We start from the raw sequence: 25,149 nt of genomic DNA on the forward strand, positions 1-25,149 counted from the left end.
CTGTTCACCGGAGCGCAGGGTTCCTGCATGCACCTCCCCCTAGCGTCACGCTGACATCAAGGGATCGCAAAGGGAGAGCAAAGTGCGTCGAACGCTGCCGTTGATCGGAACGCCCGGATCGCATCCGGGCGGCCGGTCCGCCATGACCTGCCGGTTCCGCTGTGGTGACGCCTGCTTCCACGAGGTGCCCAACACCAGCGACAACGCCTACGTCGGCGATGTCATCGCCGGTGCGCTCAGCCGTCGTTCGATGATGCGGGCCGCGGCCGTCGTGACGGTGGCCTCGGCGACGGGTGCCGCGGTCCTCGGTGCCGGTGCCACGGAGGCGCGGGCTCAGGGCGGGCCGCAGGGGCAGCCGGTGAGCGGCGCGGCGCACCAGGGCGGCCGGGGGGCGCGAGGACTGCGCTTCGCGCCGGTCGCGCCCAACACCACTGATGCCGTGGTCGTTCCGGACGGATACGGACAGAACATCGTCATCCGCTGGGGCGAGCCCATCCTGCGCGGCGCCCCCGCCTTCGACCCCGAGAAGCAGAGCGCCGCGGCCCAGGAGGGCCAGTTCGGCTACAACAACGACTTCCTCGCGCTGCTCCCGCTGCCCGGTGAGCGCGGCCGGCAGCTCCTCGTCGCCAACCACGAGTACACCGACGAGATCCTGATGTTCCGCGGCTACGACGCCGCCAGCCCGACCCGCGGGCAGGTCGAGGTCGCCTGGGCGGCGCACGGGCTGTCCGCCGTCGTCGTGGAGGAGGACCGCAGGACGGGCAGGCTCACCGCCGTCCCCCGGCACCACCTCAACCGCCGGGTCACCGCCACCACCGAGTTCCGCCTCACCGGGCCCGCCGCGGGGTCGCCCCTGCTCCGCACGTCCGCCGACCCGACCGGCCGCAAGGTCCTCGGCACGCTCAACAACTGTTCCGGCGGCACCACTCCCTGGGGCACCACGCTGCACGGCGAGGAGAACTTCAACCAGTACTTCGCCAACAGCAGCCGCCCCACCGACCAGCGGTACGGCATCGGAACCGGCGCCACCGAGCGCAAATGGGAACGTTTCGACAAACGGTTCGACGTCGCCCAGGAGCCCAACGAGGTCCACCGGTTCGGATACGTCGTCGAGTTCGACCCGTACGACCCGGCCTCCACGCCCCGCAAGCACACCGCGCTCGGCCGCTTCAAGCACGAGGCCGCCACCGTCCGGCTCACCGACGACGGCCGTCCGGTCGTCTACACCGGTGACGACGAGCGCTTCGACTACTTCTACAAGTTCGTCGGCAGCAAGCGGATGAGGCACGGCTCCTCCCGCGGTGCCCGCGAGCACAACCTCTCCCTGCTCGACGAGGGCACGCTGTACGTCGCCCGGCTCACCGGCGACTCCCCGGCCTCCGACATCGACGGCACCGGAAAGCTCCCGGCCGACGGCGAGTTCGACGGCTCCGGCGAGTGGATCCCGCTGGCCACCGCCACCGCCCACGGCGCCGTCTCGCACGTGGACGGGATGACGGCGGACGAGGTCTTCGTCTTCACCCGGCTCGCCGGTGACAAGGCCGGCGCGACCAAGATGGACCGGCCCGAGGACATCCAGCCCTCGCCGCACACCGGCAAGGTCTATGTCGTCCTCACCAACAACACCAACCGCGGCAAGGCCGGCCTCGCCGCCGCCGACGAGGCCAACCCGCGCAACGCCAACAAGCACGGCCACATCCTGGAGCTCACGGAGCGCCGGGGCCGTGCGGAGGCGACCGCCTTCGCCTGGTCGCTGTTCCTCGTCGCGGGCGATCCGGCCGACCCGTCCACCTACTTCGCGGGCTTCCCGAAGGACAGGGTCAGTCCGATCTCCTGCCCGGACAACGTGGCCTTCGACCCGCACGGCAACCTGTGGATCTCCACCGACGGCAATCAGCTCGGCTCGCACGACGGGCTCTTCGGTGTCGCCACGCGCGGCGAGCGGCGCGGTGAGCTGAAGCAGTTCCTGACCGTGCCGACCGGTGCGGAGACCTGCGGTCCGCTCGTCCAGGACCGGCGCGTGATCGTCGCCGTCCAGCACCCGGGCGAGATCGACGGCGCGTCCGTCGAGAAGCCGGCGAGTGCCTGGCCCGACGGTCCCGGGAAGATCGTCCGGCCCGCGGTCGTCGCCGTGTGGCGCACGGACGGCCACGACGTGGGGATCTGACGCCCGGCGCCGGGACGCCCGGCGCCGCGAGGAAGGGACGGCGGTCAGTGCGGTGAGGCGATCGCTCTGGCCGCCGCGACCTCCTGCCGTACCGGTTCGAGCACGCTGCCCGAGGGGCCGGTGAGGTCACTGCGGACGGCGACGAGCACATCCGTCTCGCGCAGTCCCTCGGACAGCTCCCGCAGCTGGAGCACGATGGTGGAGATCTCGACCGACGACGGCTCGGCCGCGCCCTGTTTCACGCGGACCCGGGCGGCGGTCGTCGCGTCCACGATCCGTTCGACGGCGACGACGAGCGGCATCCAGGCGGCGGCGCGGCGCCCGTTGGGCGGCGGTTCGGTCAGGGCGCGCTGGAACTCCGTACGGATGGAGGAGAGGTCGCGGTACAGACGGCGCCGGCTGCGGGCGCGGGCCGCGGGTTCGGCGGCGTCCCCGAAGGCCAGCCCGACATAGCCGGCGGTGTCGGCGACCGCGTCCGCGAGCCGGTCGCCGACCCGGGCGTGCCAGCTCTCCGGCCAGAGGAGGTACCCGGCCACCAGGGCGATCGCGCAGCCGATGAGGGAGTCGACGAGGCGGGGCACGATGAGCCCGGTGCCCTGGTGGTTGAGGTTGTCGGACAGCAGCAGGATCACCGGGGTGATGGCGGCGGTCTGATAGCCGTAGCCGCGGGGGGTCAGGGCCGGGATGAGCGGGGCGAGCAGCATCATCACGGGCACGTCCCACCAGCCGCGCGGCACCACGGTCAGTACGGCCGCCGCGACCACCAGACCGGCGACCGTGCCGAGCGCGCGCAGCAGCGCCCGGGAGAAGACGGAGCCGTAGTCGGGCTTCATGACGAACGTGATCGTGAGCGCGACCCAGTAGGAGCGCGGCACCGCGACGGTCGAGACCAGCACCTGGCCGAGGCCGATGCACAGGGCGAGGCGGGTGCCGTAGCGCCAGGAGGCGGCGGACAGCAGGACGTTGCGGGTGGCGCGGGCGGCGCGGACGCGGAGCGCGGCGGGCCGGCCGAGGCGGTCGTCGAGGGCGCGCGCGTCGGGCGACCGGTCCGTGACGACACCGGAGGCGTGCCGCAGGGCGTGGTCGACGGCGCGCGCGGTCTCGTCGGCAGGGGTGGGCAGGCGCAGTTCCAGGGGGCCGGTGTCACCGGTCTCGACGGCCTCGGCGAGCCGGCGTACGGCGGCGGGGATCTCGGCGGGCAGCGGCTCGCCCCGCTGGTGGGCCGCGGGGGCGGCCTCCACGACCGGGGTGACGGCGTTGAGCTGGGCGAGCAGCCGGACGAGGTCGGGGCTGCGGCCGTGGTGGAAGGCGCGCCGGGCGAGGACGAGGTCGTACGACTCGTTCAGGGACTGGGTGACGGCGAGGCGGAGGCGGTCGTAGTCGTCGGTGCCGCTCGCGGCGAGCAGGTCCGCGACCGTGCGGTAGGTGCTCGCGACGGCGGACCGTTCCGGCACTCCCGAGCGCAGTGGCCAGGCGAGCAGGGTCAGCGCGAGGACGAGGAGTCCGCCGCCGGACATCAGCAGCGGGGCGAGCCACCAGGCGCCGGGCAGCGGAAGTCCGGCGCCGATCACGCAGTTGAGGAGCAGCAGCAGTCCGGTGACGGAGGCGACGGCGCCGATCGACGAGATCATCCCGGAGACCAGGGCGACCCCGGTCACCGCCGCGACGGCGGCCCAGCCGTGCCCGAATACCGCGGCGCCGATCGTGACGCCGATCGCGCCGAAGAACTGCGGGACGGCGATGTTGAAGATCCGCATGCGGTACGCGTCCGCGGTGTCGCTGATGACTCCGGACAGCGCGCCCATGGAGGCCAGGGCGCCGTACGCGGGCTGTCCGCAGGCGAGGCCGATGGCGAGGGGGAGCGAGAGGGCGACGGCGGCGCGGGCGGCGGCGGCCCGGTTGACGGGGGCCCGCTGCGGTTGGAGGTTCCTGACCAGCCAGTCGGGAGGGGTGAGGCCGATGGGGAACTCGCGGGACATGTCCCAAGTATGGCGGTATCCGGAAGCCGGCTCCCGGCTCAATCCCGCTGGTGGAGGGTGAGATCGACGACGAGGGCGCGGTGGTCGCTGCCGCTGATCCGCAGGAACGCGGCCCGGTCGGCGGAGAAGTCGGCGGAGACGAGGACGTGGTCGATCTGCGCGCCGAACGTCGGCGTGGTCCCGGCCGGCCAGCTCGGGGTCCGCGGGGAGCCCGCGAGCCGGGCGCCGTCGCGCAGTCCGGTGTCGAGGATGCTGCGGAAGGCGGCGTGGTCCTGGGAGGCGTTGAAGTCCCCGGCGAGGACGGTGGGTTCACGGGACCGCGCCGCGTAGTCGCGCAGTTCGCCCAGTTCGCGCCGCCAGACGTCGAGTCGGCCCGGGAGCGGGGGCGTCGGATGGGCGAGCTGCAGCCGCACGGCGTGGCCCCGTACGTCGGCGACGGCGCCCGGCATGCCCATGGTTCCGCGCACACCGTCGGCGCCCTTCAGCGGGAACCGGCTCATGACGACGGACCCGTCGGACCCGGCCCCCTCGACGGCCTCCCGGTACGGATACACGCCTTCGTCGCCGCCGAAGGCCTCCTCCAGCGCCCGCGAACACCCGTACTCGCACTCCTCGACGAACAGGATGTCGGGCCCGCGCCGCCGGACGGCCTCGATCAGCGAATCGGTCCCCCGCCCGAACTCCACGTTGGAGGTCATGACCCGCAGCCCGGCGACCGGGCTCCCGCCGGCTCCGGCGGCCTTGCCGTAGGGCTCGATGAACCAGGCGACGAACCCGAGGAGGGCGACCCCCCACACCAGACCCGTCCGCCAGCGCGCGAGCAGGGCCAGCAGCAGGGCGAGTCCGGTCGGCGCGAGCAACCAGGGCAGGAACGCCAGCAGTTGCGGTACCGGCGTGATCCCGTCGGTGTCGGCCGCCCGGCATCCGACGACGACGCTCACCCCGGCCAGCAGCAGACCGGCCACCCAGACCCCGAAGGTCCGGCCGCCCCGCCGCTCCCGGTACGCCGGTTCCTCCGCGCCCGTCCACTCAGCCGCCGCAGTGTCCAACTCCCCGCCTTCCGCTCGTCCGGGTGGGGTGTCCGAATCCTCCCGCGAAGACGGGGTGCGGTGGTGGACGGTTGCCCGATGCGATGCCCGGGCCCCGGGCGCTCTTCCGGTGCGGGCCGGACGGTCCGCATGCCCGGGGACGAGTCCGCACGCTCGCGGACGGCTCAGACGCCGACCTGTGTCGACTGCTCCGCGGGAGCCGTCCGGGCCGCCTCGGCCGCTTGCCGGTAGCGCGTGTACACGCCGACGAGCACGGCGGTCAGAGCCACCGTCAGACCCACGGCCAGCAGCAGCCAGCAGACGAACCGGAGGGTCTCCGTGAGGGCGTCGTACACCGCGCCCGCGGCCGTGCGGGACACATCGGGCGGCAGGTCGTCGAGGGTGAGCCTGCGGCCCACGGTGATCGCGACACCGAGCAGCGTGGCGCCCAGAGCGGTGCCGAGACCCGTCGCGAGGACCGCACGGCGGCGGCACACGGCGACGACGATCCCGGCCGCCGCGAAGACGACCGACGCCATCGGCAGCCAGAAACCGGCGACTTCGAGCACGTGGAACCCCTTCCGGAGCCGGGCCATGTCCTCGGCCTCGAGCACGGTGATCTCGGTGTGCTCGACGGGGATGCGGCCGGCCAACGGCATGTGGTCGTCGGCGAGTCGGCGTTTGACCCGCTCGGTGACGGGCGCGAGGTCGACGGTCACCGCACCCTCGCGGTCCTCGCGCAGCGCCCGCATCACGGCTTCGTGCGCGGCCAGGTTGGCCGCCTCCCACGCCGTGCGGTACGCCTCGGTCTCGGTGAACGAGCGCACCGCGTCCCGCACGAAATGGTTCACCGGCCCCTGGAGCCTCGGCCGTACGTGGACTTCGCGCAGGATGCCGTCGGTGACGCCGGTCGCGATCGCGTCCCGTACGTCGGCGTCGGCGGCGAGCGGCGCCATGGTGGCCTCGTACCGCGCGGAATCGCCGAGCCCGTAAATCGCCCAGGTCGACAGCGCGCCGAGCGGCGCGAGCAGGCAGGCGAGGACGATCAGCACGGTCGAGAGGGCGCTCCGGACACGAGGGGACACCTCCTCAGGCAAGGCCTCCCGGCCGCCGTCCGCGAGCGGGTTGACTGCAAATGGGCGCATACGACAAGCCGAACGGGCGCAGCCACGCCCGCGAAGCCGCGTTCGATCCCCGTCCGGCCCTCGCCGACGGCCTCCCCACGCCGCTTCTCACCCTCGTGCGTCCCAGTCGCCCCAAGGGCTCCGCCCGCTCCGGTGGAGCCCTCACCCGAACGGGTGTTTCCTGGATCTGGGGAAAAGGAGGCCGATATGCGCACCACCCCGGCCCTGCGGACTCTTGCCGCGGCCCTGCTCAGCGGCGGTGTACTGACCGTCGCGGCCGCCGGCACCTCCATGGCGGCGGCTCCGTCGGCGCCCACCAACAGCGTTGGCGGCTCCGGCAGTCCCGTCTGGGGCACCGTCGTCTCCCGTGGAGAACTGAACCTGCGACTCCAGCCCAGCACGAGTTCGCCCGTCGTCGGCGCGCTCTCACCGGGCAGCCAGGACCGCGTCCAGTGCTCGGTGAACGGGCAGAGCGTCCTGGGCGACGCCACCTGGTACTGGCTCGTCGGCGCGCACGCCTGGGCGAGTGCCGCGTTCGTCGACACCGACGGCCAGTGGGTACCGACCTGCTCGGACCCGTGCCCCGACCAGAAGGACGGGACCTGGCACAACGCGCACTGGGACAACGACCGGAACCCGCGCAACGACCCCGGCTGGCACGAGAACGGCTCCACCTGGAGCTTCAGCGTCTCCAGCTCCTGGACCTGGACCGTGTCCGGCTCCTCCTCGAACTCCTGGGACTGGCTCCCAGGTGGCAGGTGAGTAGGTGAGTGAGGGAGACGCACGAGGCCCCGGCTGCCCGCCGGGGCCTCGTGCGCCGTATCCGTTGTGACGTCAGCCGCGTGCCGTTCCGGCCTCCTGGGAGACCGGAACGGCACAGGACGACGTCAGCTCGCCTTTCCCGCAGCGTCCTCGTGCGTGTAGTAGCGGTAGAAGGCCACCGCGAACACGCTCACGGCGACCGCCAGGGACATGAACACGGACCGCAGGACGGTCGCGTCGGTCTGGCTGTACAGGAAACCGAACGCACAGCCCGCGAACGCGGCCCACACCAGCGCGTGCAGTTCGCGCCGCATGATCGGCGCCAGCGCGCGGACGCCGATGTAGGCCGCCGCGAACGCGATCGCGCACACGAAGCCGAACAGCACGTTCCAGCCCGTGATCGCACCGGTGTCCCGGTTGATGGCGGCGGCCCAGAAGCCGTAGACGAGCCCGGCGGAGACGGGTACCGCCCACTTCGCGATCGTGTGGGTCTGCGCCCCGAAGACGTCGGTCGATCCGGATGTACTCGCTGTCCCTGAGACGGGTGCGGCTTGAGCCATGGGAGGACTCCTCTCTGCTCGCCCCCGCCTTCCAGGTCACACCTCGCCGGAGCCCCTGGCAAGTCGGGACGGGGCCCCCGCGGCAGGGCTCTCACGAAGGGGCGAGCCGGTCGTCGACGGCGGCACGCCGGGACGCGTCGATCATGGGCGCGTGCCGCGCCGGGATGCGGTGATCATGGTCGCGTGCTTCGCTGAGGTGCATGAAGCTCGTACTCTTCGGCGCCACCGGCATGGTCGGCAGCCGTATCGCCACGGAGGCGTCGGCACGCGGACACCAGGTCGTCGCGGTCAGCCGGTCCGGGCAGTCCCCGGTGCCCGGGGTCGCCTCGACGGCGGCCGACGCCTCGGACCCGGCGAAGGTCGCCGAGCTCGTGGCCGGCGCTGACGCGGTGGGGTCGGCATGCGTCCCGCCCAGGGACGGCTCGGATCCCCGCGAACCCTTCCTCGTCCTCAACCAGTCCCTGGTGGAGGGCGTCCGGACGGCCGGGGTACGGCGGCTCGTGATCGTCGGCGGCGCGGGCACCCTGGAGGTCGCGCCCGGTCAGGCCGCCTGCGACCAGCCCGACTTCCCCGAGACCTACCTTCCCGAGGCCCTGGCCCACCGCGACGCCCTCGCCTTCTACCGGGCCTACGTCGACGACCTCGACTGGACCTACATCTCGCCCGCGGCGGAGATCGGTCCGGGCGAACGCACGGGCGAGTTCAGGATCGGCGGTGACCGCATGCTCACCGACGCCGAAGGCCAGAGCCGGATCAGCGCCGAGGACTACGCGATGGCCTTCGTCGACCAGCTGGAGATGCCCGTCCACCCGAACGGCCGGATGTCGGTCGCGTACTGAGCGCACGAACTGGGAGGCGGTACGGCGAGGTGGCCGCCCGTAGATCCGTACTCGGCCGACTCCCGCCCACCGGGCGGCCGGACGCCGTCCAACGGCAGAAACCCCTGCGTGCACGCGGGCGCAGCATCGCCTGGGTGCCGCCGCTGCTGCTGCTCGTCGCCATCGCGCTGCTCGACGCGAACACCTCCGGCAGATTCCGGATCATCTCCTGGGTCGTGCTGGTGCCCGCGATCGCCGCGGCGATCTGCGGGGTACTCGGCACGGCGGCCCTCGCCGTGCTGTCGCTGCTCACCTATGCCGCCGTGGACACGTCGTGGCCGCACCAGTACCAGACGGGCCTGCCCGATTTCATCCTCGTCGTGGCGGGCGGCATCCTCGCGGTCCTCGCCTCCTCGGTGCGGGTGCGCGGTGAGCGGCGCATGCTGCACATGCAGGACATCGCCGAGACGACCCGCCGTACCGTGCTGCGCCCGATGGCGCCGGGCTGGGGCGGGCTGGACCACGCGGCCGTCTACCTCGCCGCCGACAGCGAGGCCCGGGTCGGCGGCGACTTCTACGACATCCAGCCCGGCCTGCACGGCACCCGCCTGCTGCTCGGCGACGTCCAGGGCAAGGGACTCGCGGCGGTGGAGGCGGCGGCCGCGCTGCTCGGCACGTTCCGGGAGGCGGCGTACCACGAAGAGGTCCTCGCCACGGTCGCCGACCGGCTGGAGGTCCGGATGCTGCGGCACGTCCGCTACCGCGCGGCGCTCGGCCGCGACGAGGCCGACCGGTTCGCGACCGGCGTCCTGGTCGCCTTCCCCGAGGACGCGACGGCCACCGTCGAGGTCATCAACTTCGGCCACGAACCTCCGCTGGTGGTCACCCCCGACGGTGTACGGAGCCTGCCGCCCGGGGACGGACTCCCGCTCGGACTCAGCGAGTTGACGTCCGCGTCGCCGCCGGTGCTACGGGTCCCGCTGGCTCCCGGTGAGACACTGCTCCTGGTCACGGACGGCGTGACGGAGGCCCGCGACGCGGCGGGCGACTTCTTCCCGCTCCGCGACGCCCTCGTGAAGGCGCTGGCCCGGGACCCGCGCACCGCCGACCCGCACCTCCTCGTACGGTTCGTCCGCGACGGCACACTGGAACACTGCGGGGGCCGGCTCGCCGACGACACGACGGTCTTCGCCGTACGGCGCATGGCGCCCGGCGGTCGGCGGACGTAGCGGGGCGGCGGACGCGGACGTCAGGTCCCCTCGGGCGGAGGTGAGTTCGCACGCTGCGCGTCCCCCCTTTGCATGCGCAGCGGTTACGGTGCTGACGTACCTGATCGATGGGGGAGGGAACCTATGCCCGGAACCGTGCTGCTTCTCGCGGCCTCGCCGGTGGGCAAGGGATGTCTGGTGGACGCGGCCTCCGTGCTCCCCGTGCTCGCGGCCGTCGCCCCGTCGGTGCTCTCGGGCACCGAGACCGCGAACGTCGTGGAGCTGGCCGACCCGTTGGAGCCGCAGGCCGTGCTGACCCGGCTGCGCGCGGCCGCGACGTCTCCGGGACCACTGACGATGTTCGTGACCGGGCAGCTCCAACTGGACCGACGCCAGCGGCTTCCCCATCTCGCGCTGGCCCGCACCACCCCGGCGACGGTCCGCTACACGGCTTTCCCGTGGCACTGGGTCACCGAGGAACTCCGGCTGCGCCCACCGGGCCTGACGAGCGTGTTCGTCGACCTGCACGCGGACGCGGACACCTGGACGCACCTCGCGGGACGCCCTCTCACGGTGGGCCCGGCGACCGCCCTGTACGGCCGGGTCGCCCCGCCGCCGCCCCGTCGTACGGTGGCGCAGCCGACGTACATGAGAGCCGTCGCCACCCTCCTTCGCAGCGGCCACCGCCCTCCCCTCCTCCAGCTCCACCAGCAGGCACTGACGAGGACGTCGGGCGAGGAGGCGGCGGCCCGGCCCGGGGTGACGGACCTGGTGTTCGCACCGGGGCAGGGCGGTCCGGGCGCGCCGGCTCCTGCCGCTGCCCCGGTTGCGGGTGCGGTGGTTGCGGAGACCGGCGCGCCGCCGTTCCCGCCCGGTCCCGGGCAGTCCTGGGCCGGGCAACCGTGGCCCCCGGCACCGGGGTTCACGACCGTGACATCTCCGCCGCCGTCCCCGCAGCCCCCCTCGCCCGCTCCGTTCGCGTCGCCCGCGCCACAGATGCCGTCCGCGCCGCTCACGCCGCCCGAGCCGCCCCTGGGCGCACGCCCGCCGCGGCCGATGCCGGTCGCCATCCCCAACCAGGGAACCGAGCAGGAGAGTTCACTGTCCTCCGATCCCCATGGGGAGATCACCGCCGCCGTCCGGGCCGGACTGCACGTTGAGGCCCTCGCCTTGGCGGGGCGCCAGGAGGCGGAGGCGCTGCGCGCGTACGGGCCCGGCTCCGAGCAGGTGCTGCACTGGATGGAGGTGCGGGCGGATTTGGCGATGTTCGCGGGGGACCCGGAGCGCAGCTGCCGTACCTGGCTGGCGGTCGCGGCGGCCCGGCTGGACGCGGGGCAGGCCCCGGACGTCCCGGAGGTGGAGTCGGCCGTGGACCGGGCGCACCACCAGTGGGGCCGTGTCGGGAGTCCGGCGCCGGCCCGTGAACTCGGCGCGGAACTGGCCCGGTTGAGGCTGCGGGTGCCCGGGCGCCGGGAAGGCGCGCTGGACCACGTCCAGCAGCAGCTGCGCCAGTTGCAGACGCAGGCCTGACGCCGGAACCTCTCAGCCGCCGACCGACAGGGACGCCAGCGCCCCCGACACCAGGGTCCGTACGCCCGGGGCGAGGGTGCACAGGTCGGGGGCGAAGTGCGGACTGTGGTTGCTGGGCACGGCCGCGAGCCGGGCCATGAGGTCGTCGCCGCCCGGGGCCGCGTTCCAGACGTCGGCCGGGGTGCTGGTCACGAACCAGTAGGAGTAGGGGATTCCACCGGCCGCGAGCCGTGGGAAGTCCTCGCTGCCCATGGCCGGACCGGGGTCGAGGATCGTCCCGGCACCGAAGACCTCGCCGTGCACGGCGGCGGTCCGCCGGTCGGTGTCGGCGTCGTTGACGGTCACCGGGAAGTCGTTGCCGACGGTGATCCCGGGCTCGGCCGGGCAGCCGGCCGCCGCGCACTCGCCCGCCGCGACGCGCCGCACGGCGGCGATCATCCGTTCGCGCACGTCCTGAGACTGGGTCCGCAGGTTCAGGGAGATCCGGGCCTCGGACGGGATGATGTTGTGCCGGGTGCCGGCCTCGATCCGTCCCACCGTCAGCACGGCGGAGTCCCGGGCCGCGATCTCCCGGCTGACGACCGTCTGGAGCCGCGTCACGATGTACGCCGCCGTCACCACCGGGTCGACGGTCGCCTCGGGCCGCGAACCGTGGCCGCCCCGCCCGTGCACGACGATGTCGATGTCCGTCGAGGCGGACAGGATCAGACCCGGGGAGTGCGCGTACAGCCCGGCGGGGCCGGGTGCCGCGTGCTGGGCGAGCAGGACGCCGGGCCGGGGGAAGCGTTCGTGGAGCCCGTCCGCGACCATCCGGGCGGCGCCTTCGCCGGTCTCCTCGGCGGGCTGTCCGACCAGCACCAGGGTGCCGGACCAGGTGTCGCGCCCGGCGGCGAGCGCCTCGGCGGCACCGGTCAGCCAGGTCACGTGCAGGTCGTGACCGCAGGCGTGCATGACTCCGTCGGTCCGTGAGGCGTACGGCAGCCCGGTCTGCTCCGCGACGGGCAGCGCGTCCATGTCGGCGCGCAGCAGGACGGTGGGCCCGTCCCCGTTCCGCAGGACGCCCACGACGCCCGTGCCGCCCACGCCCTCGGTCGTGCCGTACCCGGCCCGGCGCAGCCGCTCGGCGAGGGCGGCGGCCGTGCGGTGCTCGCGCAGCGACAGCTCGGGATGCCGGTGCAGGTCGCGGTAGAAGTCCTCCAGGGCGGGGACCGGGAGGTCGGCGGTGAGGTCCAGCGCGATGCGGGCGGCGGCAGAGGTCACGGGGCCAGCGTAAGCGGCAGGTGTCCCTCGTACGGGGGATTCGGAGCGGTCGTACGGCCATGGCGCCGTTGTCCGTCACCGTCGGGACGGTGGGGACGGTCGGGACGGGGCGGGATTCCACCCCCTACCGGTCGGTGACCGTGTCCACGATCAGCAGAGCGCGCGGCCCCGGGCGGGTTCGCCGTCCGCGGCAACCGTCCACGGAGGCCGTCCGCAGCAGATGGACTTGGGCGGCCGGGGACGGCAATGGCTCTGAAGGACCTGGTGGCAGGGAATCCGCAGGGACGACGGCGCGTCCGGGTCACCGACCCGCGGGGAGTTCCTGATGCCCGGCCGTCTTCGAGGCGGTGTGTGCGGCGGGGGCCGGTCCGGCCGCTCTCGCGGGGCCGACGTTCGCCACCGTGACGAGCGCGGCGACCGCGATGACGGCGGCGAGAAACCCTCTGGAGTAGCGCGCGAAAATACGTCGGAGCACGGTGACCTCGCAACAACAGCGGCGTATTAAGCAGGCTTAATCCGCCGCTTAACGTAGAGGTTCTCGTCCTTCCATCGCAAGAGGGCCAAGGGGAGTTGGACGAGAGTCAACAACAGGCAGGACTTAACTCGGCTTAATGGCATGCTTAACCCATGGCGGAGCGGGACGGCCCGGAGATCATCGGGCGCAGGGTGCAGCAGCTGCGTACGGAACGCGGCCTGACGCAGAAGCAGTTGGCGGAGCCCGCGTACACCCCCGCGTACATCTCCACGCTGGAGGCCGGACGGGTGCGGGCCTCCGAACCCGCGCTGCGGCACATCGCCGGCCGGCTCGGGGTCGCGTACGAGGAGCTGGCGACCGGGCGGCCCGCCCACCTCGCCACCGACCTGCGGCTGCGGCTGACCGACGCGCAGCGCACGCTCGCCACCGGAGAGGCCGAGGTGGCCGCCGACGTCTACACGGCGCTGCTCGCCGAGGCGGAGGCGCACGGGCTGGTCGCCGAGCAGGCCGCGGCGCTCCTCGGGCTGGGCGAATGCGCCCTGGACATCGGTGACTTGGAGACGGCGCAGCGGCGCTTCGAGGAGTCGGAGCAGCGGATGGGGGACGCACCGCTGCCGCAGCGGGTTCCCGCCGTGCGCGGCCGGGCGGTCTCCCACTACCTCGCCGGTGAACTCCGTTACGCCTGCTACCTGTTCGAGTCCACCCTCGACGAGCTCAACCGGACGGGCCTGCACGACCCCGACGCGCTGCTCCTTCTCTACACGGGCGTGATCGCGCCCTACATGGACATGGGCGCGCACGCCCGGGCAGCCCAGGCCGCCGAGTTCGCGCTCGCCCTCGCGCCGCAGGTCGGCGACCCGGCCCTGGTGGCGCGGATGCACCGGTCGGTGGCGCGGACGATGATCGCCGAGGGGCGGATGGCCGAGGCCGACGTCTCTCTCGCCAAGGCCGCCGAGCTCTACCGGCAGCTCCAGATCCGCACCGAGCTCGCCAACTGCCACTGGATGCGCGGTTACCTGTACGCCCAGAACGGCGAACTGGAGAGCGCCGAGGACGAGTTGCGCGAGGCGCAGGCCATGCTCTCCGCCAAGCGGGCCGCGCTCTACACCAGCCAGGTCGCGGTGGAGCTGGCCGACGTGCTGCACCGGCGCGGCAAGTCCGACGAGGCGGCCGCCCTGCTGCACCAGGTGCTCGGCGACCTGAACTCCGAGCGGGGCGCCATTCACTCGGCGGCGGCGCACCGCCTGCTCGGCATCATCGCCGAGGACGCCCGGGACACCGAGGCGGCGGAGGAGCACTATGTGCGGGCGATGAGCCTGCTGGAGCGGGCGGGGGCGGCCGGGGACCTGGCGGATCTGTGCCGGCTGCTGGGCGACCTGCTGCGCCGTACGGGCCGTGTGGAAGCGGCCCTGGACGCCTACCGCACGGGCCTCGGCCATCGCACGGCCCCGGGCACGACGACCCTCGGCCCGGCCCCGGCGCAACCGCCCCTCTGACGGGGACGCCGCGGGCGTCAGTGCCTGAGGTGGGGATGGGGGCGCCGGGTGCGTCAGTTCATGCGCTCGACCGCGTCCTTGGCTTCCTTCAGGCCCGCGCCCGTGGCCTCCCGGTAGGCCTTGATCGCCTGGATCTTCTTGCCCTCGCGCAGGAAGGCGGTGACCTGCGGAAGGTGCGGGGGATCCTCGTGGATGCCGAGATGGTCCAGGAGCAGGTCGAGTTGGCGCTCGACGCGGGCGATCCTGCGGTCGGTGCGGCCGAGCTTGCTCTCCAGGCCGGCGAAGCCCGCGAGCATGAGGCCGGCGAGGACGAAGAGACCGGTTATTTCCATGGTCACCGATTCTAGAGCGCCCCACCCGGAGAGCCGACGCGGCTCAGCAGGGACAGCAGCGTCGCCCGTTCGTCTTCGTCGAGCGGGTCGAAGGACGCGGTGAGGACATCGCGCGTGACGGCACGGCCCGCCGTCAGGACGCGCTCTCCGGCCTCCGTCAGGTGGTGCTCGATACGGCGGCCACGACCGGGACGGCGCTCGATGAGGTGCTGGGCCGCGAGCCGGGAGGCAAGGGTGCCGAAGGCCTGGTCGCCCTGGAAGGTCGCGACGGCCAGCTCGTGCGCGGACGCCCCCGGCGTACGGGAGACCGCCCGCAGCGCGTCCCACTGCGCCAGCGTCGTGCCGACCGCCGCGAGGCGTGTGTCGAGCGTGCGGTGATGCCGGTACTGCGCCTCCTTCACGGCACGCCCCAGTTCTTCGACATCGACGGGGCCGGGGGGCGAGTCCGGGCCGACGCCGGCCGGGGTGGCGCGGTCCGCGGTGGCGCGGTCCGCGGTGGCGCGGTCCGCCGAAGCGGCCGCGGCAGCGGAGACAGGGGCGGTGGCGGCGGCGCGGGCCCGGGGTTCCTCATGGTTCGCGGTCATGTCCGCATCCTAGTCCAGTATCTAAGCTTGCGTATATACGTATGCGTAGATACCGTGGGGCGCATGACCGACACCGAGTTCCGTACCCGTACCGTTCGCCCGCGCCCCGACCTTCCCCTCGCCCTCACCGAGACCGGCCCCACCGACGGCAGGGTCGCGCTCGTCCTGCACGGCGGGGGCGGGCCGGCCACCGTCCAGGGCATCGCCGCGCATCTGGCCGGCCGGCACGGCATGCGCGCCGTCGTTCCCACGCACCCCGGCTGGAACGGGACCGAGCGTCCCGGCTGGTTCACCGGTGTCGACGACCTGGCGATCGCGTATCTGCACTGGCTCAGGGACGAGGGCCACCGCGACGTCCTCGTCGTCGGTTCCTCGCTCGGCGGCTGGACCGGTGCCGAGATGGCCTTCCGCGACGACGGCGCGGTCATCGGTTCGCTGGTGCTCGTCAACGCGGCGGGCGTGGCCGTCCCGGGAGAGCCGGTCCGCGACATCTTCGCGCTCCGGCCGGACGAGATCGCCGCCTACTCGTTCCACGATCCGGCCCGGTTCACCGTGGACCCCGCCACCCTCACGGAGGAACGGATCGCGGCCCAGCGGGCCGGCATCGCCACCCTGCGGGTGTTGGCCGGGGACCCGTACATGCACGACCCGAAGCTGCTGAACCGGCTCGGCCGGGTGCGGATCCCGGTCCTCGTGCTGTGGGGCGAGAGCGACCGCATCGTGACGCCCGCGTACGGGCGGGCCTACGCGGAGGCGTTCGCGCGGGGGCGGTTCGAGCCGATCGCCGAGGCCGGTCACCTGCCGCACATCGAGCGGCCCGAGGCGACGTTCGCCGCACTCGACGCCCACCTTGACTCGCTCTAGCCGCCCGAGGTTCCCGAACCCGAGCCCGCTGTCACCGCACCCCCGTCCGCTCCTGTGGGAGTCGGCGACGGGGTTCTGCCCGAGGCTCCCGAGGTCTCGACGTCGATCACCGCTCCCGGTGAGAGCTGCTGGTACAGCCACTTGGCGTCGGCCTGGCGCAGGCCGATCCAGCCGCTCGTGCGGTCGTAACTGCCCGGGGCCTTCTCGTCGTACGTCATGGTGGCGATGAAGTTCTCGGAGCCGTCGGAGGCGCCGAGCAGGATCACCCAGGGGGTCTTGAGGTCGTACTTGTCGCTGAATCCGACGTCCCGGGCGGTGAGCACATCGACGGCCTTCTTCGCCAGGACCGTCATCCGGCCGGTCCGCGTGGGCGTCTTCACCGTGCCCGCGGTGATGGGGAGTCGACGGCCCGCGACCGAGAGCACGTGCCGGCCCAGGTCGACCGTGGCGTCCGGCGTCGCGGTCGGGCTCGGACTCGGGGTGACGGTGGGGCTCGCGGCCGGGGGCGGCTCACGGTCCGGGCCGCCGCCCAGGCTCGCCGCGACGACCAGGGCGAGGGCTCCCGCGACGGAGGCGCCGGCCGCGGCCAGTGCCGTACGGCGGTGGCGTCGGCGGCGCACCGCGCGGCCACGGATCTCCGCGCCGGTCAGCGTGGGCGGCTGCTCGCCCTCGGCAGCCAACTCCCGCAGTTCAGAGGTGAGTTCATCGGACACGATCGTCCTCCCTCTCCCCCTTGCCCGACGGACCCGCGGAGTCCGTCGGACGCGCGGACCCGGCCGAGTCCGCCGAATCCTCCGAGAGCACCCGTGCCAGCGCCGCCCGGCCCCGGGACAGCCGGGCCTTGACCGTGCCGACGGGGGCACCGGTTTCGGAGGCTACCTGGTCGACACTCAAGTCGCACAGATGGTGCAGAACGATCGCCATCCGCTGCGCTTCGGGCAGCGTGCGCAGCGCGGCGATCAGCGTGGTGCGCTCGGGACCGGGGCCCGGAGTGTGCTCGGGGGGCGGTGTGCGCCGCACCAGCTCCAGCCAGCGGCGCGCACGGCGCCAGCGGCTCACCGCGAGCCGCATCGCCACGGTTCGTAACCACGCCTCGGGCGCCCCGTCGGCGAGGAACTCCCGTCGCCGGTCCCAGGCGCGGACGAACGCCTCCTGGACGACGTCCTGCGCCTCGCCGTGGTCCCCGGTGAACGCGTAGAGCTGGCCGGTCAGTCGGGGAAACGCGGTCGCGTAGAACGCGTCGAACTCTTCCTCGGTCATGCCCCCCGCCGGAATGTCCGGAGTTTCTTCGGCCGAGTGCAACCCGGCCGTCCCTGCCGTGCGTACAGGTCCCGTACGTCGCCCATCGAAACACACCACAGGGGGATCACCATGACCACGGGACTGAGAGGCTGCCGCCACCGGTTCGCCCGCGCCTGGAGCGCCGCGGCCGTGTGCGCGCTCGCGCTCACCGGATGTTCGGCGCGGGCACTGGCCGACGGCGGCGCGGGCGCGGACGCGGGGCGGGACGGCAGGGCGGCCGCCACCGGGACCGCCGAACCGACGGGAAAGGCGTCTCCCAAGCCGTCCGCCACGCCGCCCAAGTCCCTCACGGGCGCGCACATCAACATCGCGGACGGGCAGACCGTGGGGGTCGGCATGCCGATCTCGGTGACCTTCGACCACCCGATACCCGTGGCCGAACGGGCCGAGATGGAAAGGGAGTTGAAGGTCACCGCCGATGTAGAGGGGTCCTGGGGCTGGGTCAGGGACCGCAACCTGCTCGACGGGCAGCGCGTCGACTTCCGGCCGCGCGTGTACTGGAAGCCCGGCACGGCGGTCACCGTCCGGGCCGGTGCCGGAATCACTAGGCATTTCACGGTGGGCCGCTCCCTCGTCGCCACGGTGGATGTCCGTACACACTTCATGACGGTGGAAAAGGCCGGTTCGTCGCGCCGTGTGCCCATCACCGCGGGTGCGCCGGGCATGGACACCTGGAACGGCACCATGGTCGTCTCCGACAAGGCGACCCGGGTCTTCATGAACTCGCGTTCCGTGGGCTACGGCGACGCGTACGCGGGCTATTACTCCTACGCGGTCCACCTCACCACCTCGGGCACCTACCTCCACCAGAACCCGAAGGCGAACACCTACGGCGGGCACCAGAACGTCACGCACGGCTGCGTCGGACTCGCCACCGACGGCACCGCGAAGAGGTTCTACGACGAGGTGATCCCCGGCGACGTCGTCAAGGTCGTCGGCTCCCGCGACACCGTCGGCGTCGGCAACGGCTACGGCGACTGGAACCTGACCTGGGACAAGTGGCGGGCGGCGAGCGCGCTCGACTGACGTACACCCGCCCGAAAAAGTCGTCGTCCGGTGTCATCCGGCCCACGGGCGCAGGGAGTTTGTAGGAGGGGAGGGTGCCCTCCCGCCGTCCGAACGCCGGGTACATCACGAGGAGTTGTCCGTTCATGACAGGAACGCAGAAATACGTGGCCGTCGCGGCGGTCGCTCCCGCACCGGCCGGGGCGCCCACGGTGTACGCCACCGAGGGCACGGTGCACTCCCGGCTGGACCTGAACTGAGCATGTGGGCGGGGACGCCGGGCCGTTCAGGTCCCGGCTCCGCCGCCTCCCTCCGCCCCCCACGCACCCGACCCGAGGGACCGCAGGTCGTGCCGCACAACCCCACCGACGTCTCCGAAGTCCACACCGGCAGCGAGGACTTCGCCGCATACGCCACCGCCGCCTGGCCCCGCCTGGTACGCACCGCGCACATGCTCACCGGCGACTTCCACGACGCCGAGGACCTCGTCCAGACCACACTGGCCAAGGTGTACGCCCGCTGGCGGCGCATCCCCGGCGACGACATCGACTTCTACGTGCGCCGGTCGCTGGTCAACAACAACATCAGCCGGACGCGCAAGAGACGGGTCGCCCAACTGCTGATGCCGTTCGTTCCCGAGCGGGCCCACCAGCGCGAGCCGGGACACGCGGAGGCCGTCACCCAACGAGCAGCCCTGGATACGGCGTTGGCCGCGCTTTCGGCACGGCAGCGCGCGGTGCTGGTGCTGCGCTACTGGGAGGACCTGGGCGAGGCCGAGACGGCCCAGCTGCTCGGCTGCTCGGTCGGCACCGTCAAGACCCATGCCCGGCGCGGCCTGGAAGCGCTGCGGGCCCATCCCCTGTTCACCGGCCGTCACCCCGTCTCCGGAGCACGCCCATGAACCACTCGTCCCGTTCCGCGCGCACGTCGGCCGAGGCCGAGCGGCTGCGCGAGGTGTTCGCCGAGGCCGCGTGCGACGTCACGCCCTCCGCCGTGCCGCTGGGTGCCATCGAACGCGAGGGCCGACGGCTCCGGCGGCGCCGCAGGACCGCCGTCCTGGGGGCCGCCTGCGGGGCGCTGCTGGTGCCGCTCGCCGTCGTCGGACTCCGCGACGGCGTGGCCTCCGGTCCCGCGGGGTCCGTGACGCCGCCCGCCACCCGTGGCTCCAGCGCGAACCCCTCCCCCTCCGCGGGCGCCGCGAGGGTGCGCGTCGTGGCACCCGGAGAGCGGGTGCGGGTGACGACCGGCACCGAGATGTGGCTGACGAAGGACGGCACGCACTGGACGGAACCCGGCCAGCCCCACCAGTCCAGCAGCGTCGTGGACGGCAACCTCGACATGAACGGCCCCGGCGTCTCGTTCCGGTTGTCCCCCCGTGGCGACGGCCGCACCTTCCTCTCCGGGGTCTTCCACGGAACCGGCGAACCGGCCCGCGTCGAGGTCACGACCCCCGCGGGTGCCGTCCATGCCACCGCCCTGACCCTCGCGGGCAGGCCCGGCTGGGGTGCCTGGTACGCGGTGACGACGTCGCCGGCCTCCCCGGCCCCGAACGAGACCGCGACCGGCGATCCGTGGAGAGTCACGGTGTACGACTCCGCGGGCAGGACGATCGCACGTCAGGGGTACCGGCCGTGAAGGGCGTACGCGCCCTGACGCGCGGGGCGGCCCCGCGGCGCGTGCGGGCCGCGACGGACCGGCGCACGCGAACCCTGACGGGCACGGCGGCCTCCCGGCGGCGGTTCTGCACCCGGGCGGGGAGGGGGACGGCCCCCCACACGGAGCACGTACCTCCGGGCGCACGCGTCCGGGCCGGCCTCGGCCGGTTCCTCCACGACCGCCGTGTGAAGGCCCGCCGCACCCGGGGCCGTCGGCTGCGCCGTGCGCTGATCGCCCTGCTGGTCCTCGTGCTCACGCTCGTGGGCGCGGGGGTGGTGGCATACCGGCTCACCGTGATTCCCGAGCCGCACCCGGAGACGGCGATGCAGAGCACGGTCTTCCTCGACACCCGGGGCGACTATCTGGGGCGGCGCGGTCCGGTGGACCGGCAGGCGGTCCCGCTCGCCCAGGTGCCGCGGCATGTCCAGGAGGCGGTCATCGCGGCGGAGAATCGTTCCTTCCGTACGGACACCGGAATCTCGCCGACCGCGATCGCCCGGGCGGCCTGGTCGACGGTGAGCGGCGGAGGCCGGCAGGGCGGCTCCACGATCACCCAGCAGTACGTGAAGAACGCCCTGCTCAGTCCCCAGCAGTCGCTGTCCCGCAAGGCACGGGAGGCGTTGATCGCGATCAAGCTGGACCGCACCCGGTCGAAGGACGAGATCCTGGAGGGCTACCTCAACACGGTCTACTTCGGCCGCGGTGCCGCGGGCATCCAGGCCGCCGCGCGCAACTACTTCGGTGTCGACGCGGCCCGTCTGTCGGTCGGTCAGGGCGCCGCCCTCGCCGCCGTCGTCAACATCCCCTCGTACTACGAGAAGGCGGGCTCGGACGCCGCGGTGACGGCGAAACTGACGCACCGGTGGGAGTGGGTGCTGGACGCGATGGCCGACAGCGGGGCGATCACACCGGCCGACCGCGCCGCGGCCCGCTTCCCCGCGTTCCGCTTCTACCCGCCCGGGGCGACGGACGGCCAGCGCCAGTATCTGATCGACGCGGCCGCCGCGGAGGCCGCCGACCGGCTCGGCGTCACCCAGGACGAACTGGCCCGCGGCGGCTACACCGTCCGCACCACCTTCGACCTCACCGCCCAGGACGCGGCGGCGGAACCGGCAGCCGGCCCGGCGGCGGCCGAGGGCACCCGACTCCACTCAGCGGTGGTCGCGCTGGTGCCGGGCGACGGCGCGGTCCGGGTGCTGTACGGCGGTGCGGACTACGCCCGTCAGCCGTTCAACGACGCGCTGGCCGGAGCGGTGGAGGCGGGCACGGCGATGGAGCCGTTCACGCGGGCCGAGCTCGGGCCTCCGCTCGCCGCGCTTCCGAAGCGCGCCGCGCCCTCCCCGCTCGCGCTGTCGGCCGCCTACGCCACGGCAGCGGCCGGCGGCAGGTACGCCGAGCCGTACACCGTCCAGAAGATCAGCCGGGACGGCCGCACCCTCTACGCGGCCCGCCCGCACACCCGCACCGCGATGGACCCGTTCTCCGCGCAGCTCGTCACCAAACTCCTGTACTCCGCCTCCGGACCCCGGGGCGCGTTCACCGGCGGCGCCGGAACCCGCACCCTGTGGAGGACCACGTACGACACGAAGCTGTCCACCACGGTCGCCCTCTTCGCCCAGCATCCCGCCCACGGGCGGCACCCGGCCCGCACCGCCCAGCTCCCCTCCACGGCAGCGGAGCTGGCAGCCGACATCGTGGCGGGCGTCATGAACCGGCTGGATCCCGTGGCCGCGTGGCCGGTTCGGGGCCCCGGCCCGACATCCGGGGGCTGACGAGAAGCCGGGCCGCGTACACCGGGGGATTCCGTCATGGCGGCGGCCCGCGACCCCGGTCCGGGGCGGGGTCCGGACTGGGGTGCGGACCGGGGTGCGGTCCGGGGTGCGGGTCCGTGTCCGGTCGGGCCTGGGACCCGCCGACACGATCTGTCCGGTCCACGACATGCCCGTCCGGACGACGTTTCCGCGTGCCGGGATGATCGCGGAACGCCCACCCCGTCGGCTGACCTCCGGGAACGCGAGGACGACCGGGCCGGGACCGCCCAGCGGGGTTCCGGCCGCCGCGTTCCGGAGCGGTCCGGGACGCCGAGTCGGAGCGGGATCGAGACCATCAAGCCCTACCGCCCGCGGGAATAGGGCCCATACTGGAATCACGATGAGTAAATCCTCCGCGCCCCGGCGCCACCTGCCCACCAGCCCCTTCGCCGCACCCGTCGTCCCCGTGGCCAAGGAGTTCAGCCTCGGAGACCGCGTCTCCCACGACCAGTACGGCCTGGGCACGATCGTCGGCGTCGAAGAGGGCATCGCGATGCTCGTCGACTTCGGCGCCCGCCAGGTCCGCGTCCCGAGCCCATACACCCGGATGGACCGGCTCTGACCCGCACACACTGAAGTAACCCGGCCCGCCACCTCAGCCCGCGGCAGCCCCCACCACAGGTTGCCGGGGCCGCGGTGCGCGGCGGTCCAGGGTGGTCACCACCTGGGTATGGAAACGGTCGACGGAGTCGTCGACGCTGCGGATGAAGCCCGATTCGGCGTTGCCACGGGTGTTCCCCATCCCCCGGAAGAGGGACAGCCGGAAGCCGGTGATCCGGGCACCGTTCGCGGGCAGGATGTCCGCAGGTTCGGGACGCAGCCGCTCCAGAGTGCCGCGCGGCCCGCCCGTCTCCCCGTCGACGAGGGTCTCCACGTGCAGATCGGCCGGGGCCTCGTCGAGCTGCCGCACGAGCCGCTTGGCCCAGGTGAGCGGATAGCCCTGGTCCGGCGCCGGGATCTCGATGGACGTCCGCAGCTTGCCGGTGCGCAGGTCCGCGCAGAGCGCGAGGACGCCGGACGTTCCCTCGATGCGCAGTTCGGCGTCGGCTTTCCGTCCGGATATCCCCGCCCGGGATCACCGGCGTCGCTTCGTCCGCATCGTTCCCGGCCCCGAACGGCCCACACCGCATGCCCCCCGTCATGGCCCGGCCGAGGCTGGACGTATGACACTTCGCGCGCGTGATGAGCTGCCGTTCGATGACGTCACCGACTTCGAGAACGCCGATCGGGGGTTTCTCGCGGCGTTCGGGCCCGCTGTGGTCGAGGCGGCGGACGGGCGGGTGGTGTGGGACAGCGAGGCGTACGGGTTCCTCGCCGGGGAGTGTCCCGGGACCGCGCATCCGAGTCTGTGGCGGCAGGCGCAGCTGTGTGCGCGGCAGGGTCTCTACGAGGTCACCGAGGGCGTGTACCAGGTGCGGGGCCTCGATCTCTCGAACATGACGATCGTCGAGGGCGACCGCGGAGTGATCGTCATCGATCCGCTGATCTCCGCCGAGACCGCCGCCGCCGCGCTCGCGCTCTACCGCAGGCACCGCGGTGACCGCCCCGTCACCGGCCTGATCTACACGCACTCGCACGGTGACCACTTCGGCGGCTCCCGCGGGGTGCTGCCGCACGGTACCGAGGAGGGCGTCCCGGTGATCGCGCCGGAGGGCTTCCTGGAGCACGCGGTCAGCGAGAACGTCTACGCGGGCAACGCCATGATCCGCCGCGCCGGCTACATGTACGGCGACCATCTGCCCAAGGCGCCCGACGGCCAGATCGGCACGGGCCTCGGCCCGGCGGTCTCCAGCGGCACCATCACGCTCGTACCGCCGACCCTGGACATCACCCGGACCGGCCAGACGGAGACGGTCGACGGCGTCCGTATCGTCTTCCAGCTCACCCCCGGCACCGAGGCCCCGGCCGAGATGAACTTCCTCTTCCCGGACCGGCGGGCCCTGTGCCTGGCCGAGAACGCCACGCACAACATGCACAACCTGCTCACGCTGCGCGGCGCCCTGGTCCGCGACGCCCGCCAGTGGGCCCGCTACCTCGACGAGGCCATCGACTTCTTCGGCGACACCTACGACGTCGCCTTCGCGTCCCACCACTGGCCGACCTGGGGACGCGACAACGTCGTCCGCTTCCTCGCCGAGCAGCGCGACCTGTACGCGTACCTCCACGACCAGACCCTGCGCATGCTCAACAACGGTCTGACGGGTCCGGAGATCGCCGAGGAGATGCGGCTGCCGCCCGCGCTGGAGAACGCCTGGCACGCCCGCGGCTACTACGGTTCCCTCAGCCACAACGTGAAGGCCGTCTACCAGCGCTACATGGGCTGGTACGACGGCAACCCGGCCCATCTGTGGGAGCACCCGCCCGTCGAGCTGGCCCGGCGCTACGTGGAGGTGGCGGGCGGCCCGCAAGCGGCGCTGCGCAAGGCGGAGCGGTACGCGGCCGACGGCGACCTGCGCTTCGCCGCCACCCTCCTGAACCATCTCGTCTTCGCCGACCCGGACGACACCGCCGCCAAGCGGGCCCTCGCCGGTGTCTACGACCGCCTCGGCCACGGCGCCGAGAACGCGACCTGGCGCAACTTCTACCTGACGGCGGCCCTGGAACTGCGCGAGGGACCCCAGGCCGACGACATCGACCCCACGAACCCCGAGATGGCGTCCGCCCTCACCGTGGGCATGCTCCTCGACTCCATGGCCGTACGCATCGACGGACCGCGCGCGTGGGACGACCGGCTGACCCTCGACCTCGTCGTCACCGACGAACAGCGCCGCCACCGCGTCAACCTGCACAACGGAGCCCTCACGCACCGCTCCATGCCGGTCCACCACACCCCGAAGCCGCACGCCGACCTGACACTCGTCCTCACCAAGCCGCAACTTCTCGGCCTGCTGGCCGGCGGAGGCCTCGAGGGCATCGAGAGCGACGGCGACACGGCCCTGCTGGCCCGGCTGGTCTCGTACGTCCGCGAACCCGACACCCGGTTCCCGGTCGTCACGCCCTGACGGCGCTCACAGGTCGGGTTCTCCGGTGGGGGGCGGGTTCTCCGGCCGGTTCGCCAGGAGAAACGCGGCGCCGCCGCTCCCGTACGGCGGGGTCGTCGTTCACATGAGAGATGCGGCAGTAGATCGCGGCGGCCTCGCCCGTGCAGTCCGACCGGTGCCGCTTCGCCCTCTGCGCGCTGGCCGTCT

General features: G+C 73.0%; 23 protein-coding genes and 1 pseudogene. 13 read left to right on the forward strand and 11 right to left on the reverse strand.

Annotated features, from left to right (window positions below):
* Positions 1–82 precede the first annotated feature (82 nt).
* The gene (locus ACWD68_RS36270; protein WP_451810722.1) at positions 83–2,167 is read left to right on the forward strand and encodes a PhoX family protein; all 2,085 of its coding nucleotides are present in this window, start codon (positions 83–85) and stop codon (positions 2,165–2,167) included.
* A 44-nt stretch (positions 2,168–2,211) separates the two neighbouring features.
* Here ACWD68_RS36270 and ACWD68_RS36275 read toward each other — a convergent pair whose 3' ends face one another.
* From ACWD68_RS36275 to ACWD68_RS36285, 3 genes are all read right to left on the reverse strand, one after another.
* Positions 2,212–4,146 (reverse strand): FUSC family protein, encoded by a 1,935-nt coding sequence (locus tag ACWD68_RS36275; protein WP_451810723.1) that lies wholly within the window; start codon positions 4,144–4,146, stop codon positions 2,212–2,214.
* A 38-nt stretch (positions 4,147–4,184) separates the two neighbouring features.
* Positions 4,185–5,195, reverse strand: coding sequence for an endonuclease/exonuclease/phosphatase family protein (locus ACWD68_RS36280; protein WP_451810724.1), 1,011 nt, complete (start codon positions 5,193–5,195; stop codon positions 4,185–4,187).
* Between the two features lie 164 nt (positions 5,196–5,359).
* Entirely contained in the window at positions 5,360–6,259 is a 900-nt protein-coding gene (locus tag ACWD68_RS36285) for a hypothetical protein (protein ID WP_451810725.1), read from the reverse strand.
* Positions 6,260–6,505: 246 nt separating this feature from the next.
* Between ACWD68_RS36285 and ACWD68_RS36290 the strand changes: the two genes are divergently transcribed.
* Positions 6,506–7,060 (forward strand): SH3 domain-containing protein, encoded by a 555-nt coding sequence (locus ACWD68_RS36290; RefSeq protein ID WP_451810726.1) that lies wholly within the window; start codon positions 6,506–6,508, stop codon positions 7,058–7,060.
* A gap of 125 nt (positions 7,061–7,185) precedes the next feature.
* Here the strand turns inward: ACWD68_RS36290 and ACWD68_RS36295 are convergent, their stop codons facing one another.
* Positions 7,186–7,620, reverse strand: a complete 435-nt coding sequence (locus ACWD68_RS36295) for a hypothetical protein (RefSeq protein ID WP_451810727.1) — start codon at positions 7,618–7,620, stop codon at positions 7,186–7,188.
* Between the two features lie 200 nt (positions 7,621–7,820).
* On the opposite strand from ACWD68_RS36295, the gene ACWD68_RS36300 reads away from it, so the two are divergent.
* From ACWD68_RS36300 to ACWD68_RS36310, 3 genes are all read left to right on the forward strand, one after another.
* On the forward strand, positions 7,821–8,459 hold the full coding sequence (locus ACWD68_RS36300) for an NAD(P)-dependent oxidoreductase (protein ID WP_451810728.1): 639 nt from the start codon (positions 7,821–7,823) through the stop codon (positions 8,457–8,459).
* Positions 8,460–8,488: 29 nt separating this feature from the next.
* The gene (locus ACWD68_RS36305; RefSeq protein WP_451810729.1) at positions 8,489–9,667 is read left to right on the forward strand and encodes a PP2C family protein-serine/threonine phosphatase; all 1,179 of its coding nucleotides are present in this window, start codon (positions 8,489–8,491) and stop codon (positions 9,665–9,667) included.
* A 123-nt stretch (positions 9,668–9,790) separates the two neighbouring features.
* A complete protein-coding gene (locus ACWD68_RS36310; protein WP_451810730.1) occupies positions 9,791–11,176 on the forward strand; it encodes a hypothetical protein in 1,386 nt (461 codons plus the stop codon).
* Between the two features lie 12 nt (positions 11,177–11,188).
* On the opposite strand, the gene ACWD68_RS36315 is transcribed toward ACWD68_RS36310, so the two are convergent.
* The gene (locus ACWD68_RS36315; RefSeq protein WP_451810731.1) at positions 11,189–12,436 is read right to left on the reverse strand and encodes an amidohydrolase; all 1,248 of its coding nucleotides are present in this window, start codon (positions 12,434–12,436) and stop codon (positions 11,189–11,191) included.
* 301 nt (positions 12,437–12,737) lie between these two features.
* Positions 12,738–12,911 carry a hypothetical protein gene (locus tag ACWD68_RS36320; protein WP_451810732.1) on the reverse strand — a complete coding sequence of 58 codons (174 nt, stop codon included), beginning with the start codon at positions 12,909–12,911 and terminating at the stop codon, positions 12,738–12,740.
* Between the two features lie 152 nt (positions 12,912–13,063).
* On the opposite strand from ACWD68_RS36320, the gene ACWD68_RS36325 reads away from it, so the two are divergent.
* Complete coding sequence (locus ACWD68_RS36325; protein ID WP_451810733.1) at positions 13,064–14,407, forward strand: helix-turn-helix domain-containing protein; 1,344 nt, start codon at positions 13,064–13,066, stop codon at positions 14,405–14,407.
* Between the two features lie 53 nt (positions 14,408–14,460).
* Here ACWD68_RS36325 and ACWD68_RS36330 read toward each other — a convergent pair whose 3' ends face one another.
* Together ACWD68_RS36330 and ACWD68_RS36335 are read right to left on the reverse strand one after the other, a co-directional pair.
* Positions 14,461–14,739 carry a ribosomal protein L7/L12 gene (locus ACWD68_RS36330; protein ID WP_451810734.1) on the reverse strand — a complete coding sequence of 93 codons (279 nt, stop codon included), beginning with the start codon at positions 14,737–14,739 and terminating at the stop codon, positions 14,461–14,463.
* 11 nt (positions 14,740–14,750) lie between these two features.
* Positions 14,751–15,152, reverse strand: a complete 402-nt coding sequence (locus tag ACWD68_RS36335; RefSeq protein WP_451810745.1) for a MarR family winged helix-turn-helix transcriptional regulator — start codon at positions 15,150–15,152, stop codon at positions 14,751–14,753.
* Positions 15,153–15,386: 234 nt separating this feature from the next.
* Between ACWD68_RS36335 and ACWD68_RS36340 the strand changes: the two genes are divergently transcribed.
* Positions 15,387–16,187: an alpha/beta fold hydrolase gene (locus tag ACWD68_RS36340; protein ID WP_451810735.1), complete on the forward strand. Its 801-nt coding sequence runs from the start codon at positions 15,387–15,389 to the stop codon at positions 16,185–16,187.
* Here the strand turns inward: ACWD68_RS36340 and ACWD68_RS36345 are convergent.
* Both ACWD68_RS36345 and ACWD68_RS36350 read right to left on the reverse strand, forming a co-directional pair.
* Complete coding sequence (locus ACWD68_RS36345; RefSeq protein ID WP_451810736.1) at positions 16,184–16,900, reverse strand: L,D-transpeptidase; 717 nt, start codon at positions 16,898–16,900, stop codon at positions 16,184–16,186. The genes ACWD68_RS36340 and ACWD68_RS36345 overlap by 4 nt on opposite strands.
* Positions 16,890–17,447 (reverse strand): SigE family RNA polymerase sigma factor, encoded by a 558-nt coding sequence (locus ACWD68_RS36350; RefSeq protein ID WP_451810737.1) that lies wholly within the window; start codon positions 17,445–17,447, stop codon positions 16,890–16,892. The genes ACWD68_RS36345 and ACWD68_RS36350 overlap by 11 nt, the downstream gene beginning before the upstream one ends.
* A 111-nt stretch (positions 17,448–17,558) precedes the next feature.
* Here ACWD68_RS36350 and ACWD68_RS36355 point away from each other — a divergent pair, with 111 nt between their 5' ends.
* The 5 genes from ACWD68_RS36355 to ACWD68_RS36375 all read left to right on the forward strand — a co-directional run bounded on the left by ACWD68_RS36355 (position 17,559) and on the right by ACWD68_RS36375 (position 22,523).
* A complete protein-coding gene (locus ACWD68_RS36355; RefSeq protein ID WP_451810738.1) occupies positions 17,559–18,515 on the forward strand; it encodes a L,D-transpeptidase in 957 nt (318 codons plus the stop codon).
* 328 nt (positions 18,516–18,843) lie between these two features.
* Complete coding sequence (locus ACWD68_RS36360; RefSeq protein ID WP_451810739.1) at positions 18,844–19,395, forward strand: SigE family RNA polymerase sigma factor; 552 nt, start codon at positions 18,844–18,846, stop codon at positions 19,393–19,395.
* On the forward strand, positions 19,392–20,129 hold the full coding sequence (locus tag ACWD68_RS36365; RefSeq protein WP_451810740.1) for a hypothetical protein: 738 nt from the start codon (positions 19,392–19,394) through the stop codon (positions 20,127–20,129). The genes ACWD68_RS36360 and ACWD68_RS36365 overlap by 4 nt, the downstream gene beginning before the upstream one ends.
* Before the next feature lie 206 nt (positions 20,130–20,335).
* Complete coding sequence (locus ACWD68_RS36370) at positions 20,336–21,922, forward strand: transglycosylase domain-containing protein (RefSeq protein WP_451810741.1); 1,587 nt, start codon at positions 20,336–20,338, stop codon at positions 21,920–21,922.
* Between the two features lie 379 nt (positions 21,923–22,301).
* Positions 22,302–22,523, forward strand: a complete 222-nt coding sequence (locus ACWD68_RS36375; protein WP_451810742.1) for a hypothetical protein — start codon at positions 22,302–22,304, stop codon at positions 22,521–22,523.
* Between the two features lie 33 nt (positions 22,524–22,556).
* On the opposite strand, the pseudogene ACWD68_RS36380 reads toward ACWD68_RS36375, so the two are convergent.
* Positions 22,557–23,009: pseudogene (locus ACWD68_RS36380) on the reverse strand (TerD family protein); the annotation flags it as partial.
* A gap of 115 nt (positions 23,010–23,124) precedes the next feature.
* Between ACWD68_RS36380 and ACWD68_RS36385 the strand changes: the two are divergent.
* Entirely contained in the window at positions 23,125–24,963 is a 1,839-nt protein-coding gene (locus tag ACWD68_RS36385) for an alkyl/aryl-sulfatase (protein WP_451810743.1), read from the forward strand.
* Positions 24,964–25,149 lie beyond the last annotated feature (186 nt).

Source organism: Streptomyces sp. NPDC005141 (genome assembly GCF_053599975.1).

What these genes read in the sequence shown, in the direction of transcription:
- ACWD68_RS36350 (WP_451810737.1), bottom strand. Translation starts at nt 17,447, where the DNA reads ATGACCGAGGAAGAGTTCGACGCGTTCTACGCGACCGCGTTTCCCCGA.
- ACWD68_RS36365 (WP_451810740.1), top strand. Translation starts at nt 19,392, where the DNA reads ATGAACCACTCGTCCCGTTCCGCGCGCACGTCGGCCGAGGCCGAGCGG.
- ACWD68_RS36355 (WP_451810738.1), top strand. Translation starts at nt 17,559, where the DNA reads ATGACCACGGGACTGAGAGGCTGCCGCCACCGGTTCGCCCGCGCCTGG.
- ACWD68_RS36375 (WP_451810742.1), top strand. Translation starts at nt 22,302, where the DNA reads ATGAGTAAATCCTCCGCGCCCCGGCGCCACCTGCCCACCAGCCCCTTC.
- ACWD68_RS36295 (WP_451810727.1), bottom strand. Translation starts at nt 7,620, where the DNA reads ATGGCTCAAGCCGCACCCGTCTCAGGGACAGCGAGTACATCCGGATCG.
- ACWD68_RS36300 (WP_451810728.1), top strand. Translation starts at nt 7,821, where the DNA reads ATGAAGCTCGTACTCTTCGGCGCCACCGGCATGGTCGGCAGCCGTATC.
- ACWD68_RS36330 (WP_451810734.1), bottom strand. Translation starts at nt 14,739, where the DNA reads ATGGAAATAACCGGTCTCTTCGTCCTCGCCGGCCTCATGCTCGCGGGC.
- ACWD68_RS36325 (WP_451810733.1), top strand. Translation starts at nt 13,064, where the DNA reads ATGGCGGAGCGGGACGGCCCGGAGATCATCGGGCGCAGGGTGCAGCAG.
- ACWD68_RS36275 (WP_451810723.1), bottom strand. Translation starts at nt 4,146, where the DNA reads ATGTCCCGCGAGTTCCCCATCGGCCTCACCCCTCCCGACTGGCTGGTC.
- ACWD68_RS36310 (WP_451810730.1), top strand. Translation starts at nt 9,791, where the DNA reads ATGCCCGGAACCGTGCTGCTTCTCGCGGCCTCGCCGGTGGGCAAGGGA.
- ACWD68_RS36290 (WP_451810726.1), top strand. Translation starts at nt 6,506, where the DNA reads ATGCGCACCACCCCGGCCCTGCGGACTCTTGCCGCGGCCCTGCTCAGC.
- ACWD68_RS36385 (WP_451810743.1), top strand. Translation starts at nt 23,125, where the DNA reads ATGACACTTCGCGCGCGTGATGAGCTGCCGTTCGATGACGTCACCGAC.
- ACWD68_RS36340 (WP_451810735.1), top strand. Translation starts at nt 15,387, where the DNA reads ATGACCGACACCGAGTTCCGTACCCGTACCGTTCGCCCGCGCCCCGAC.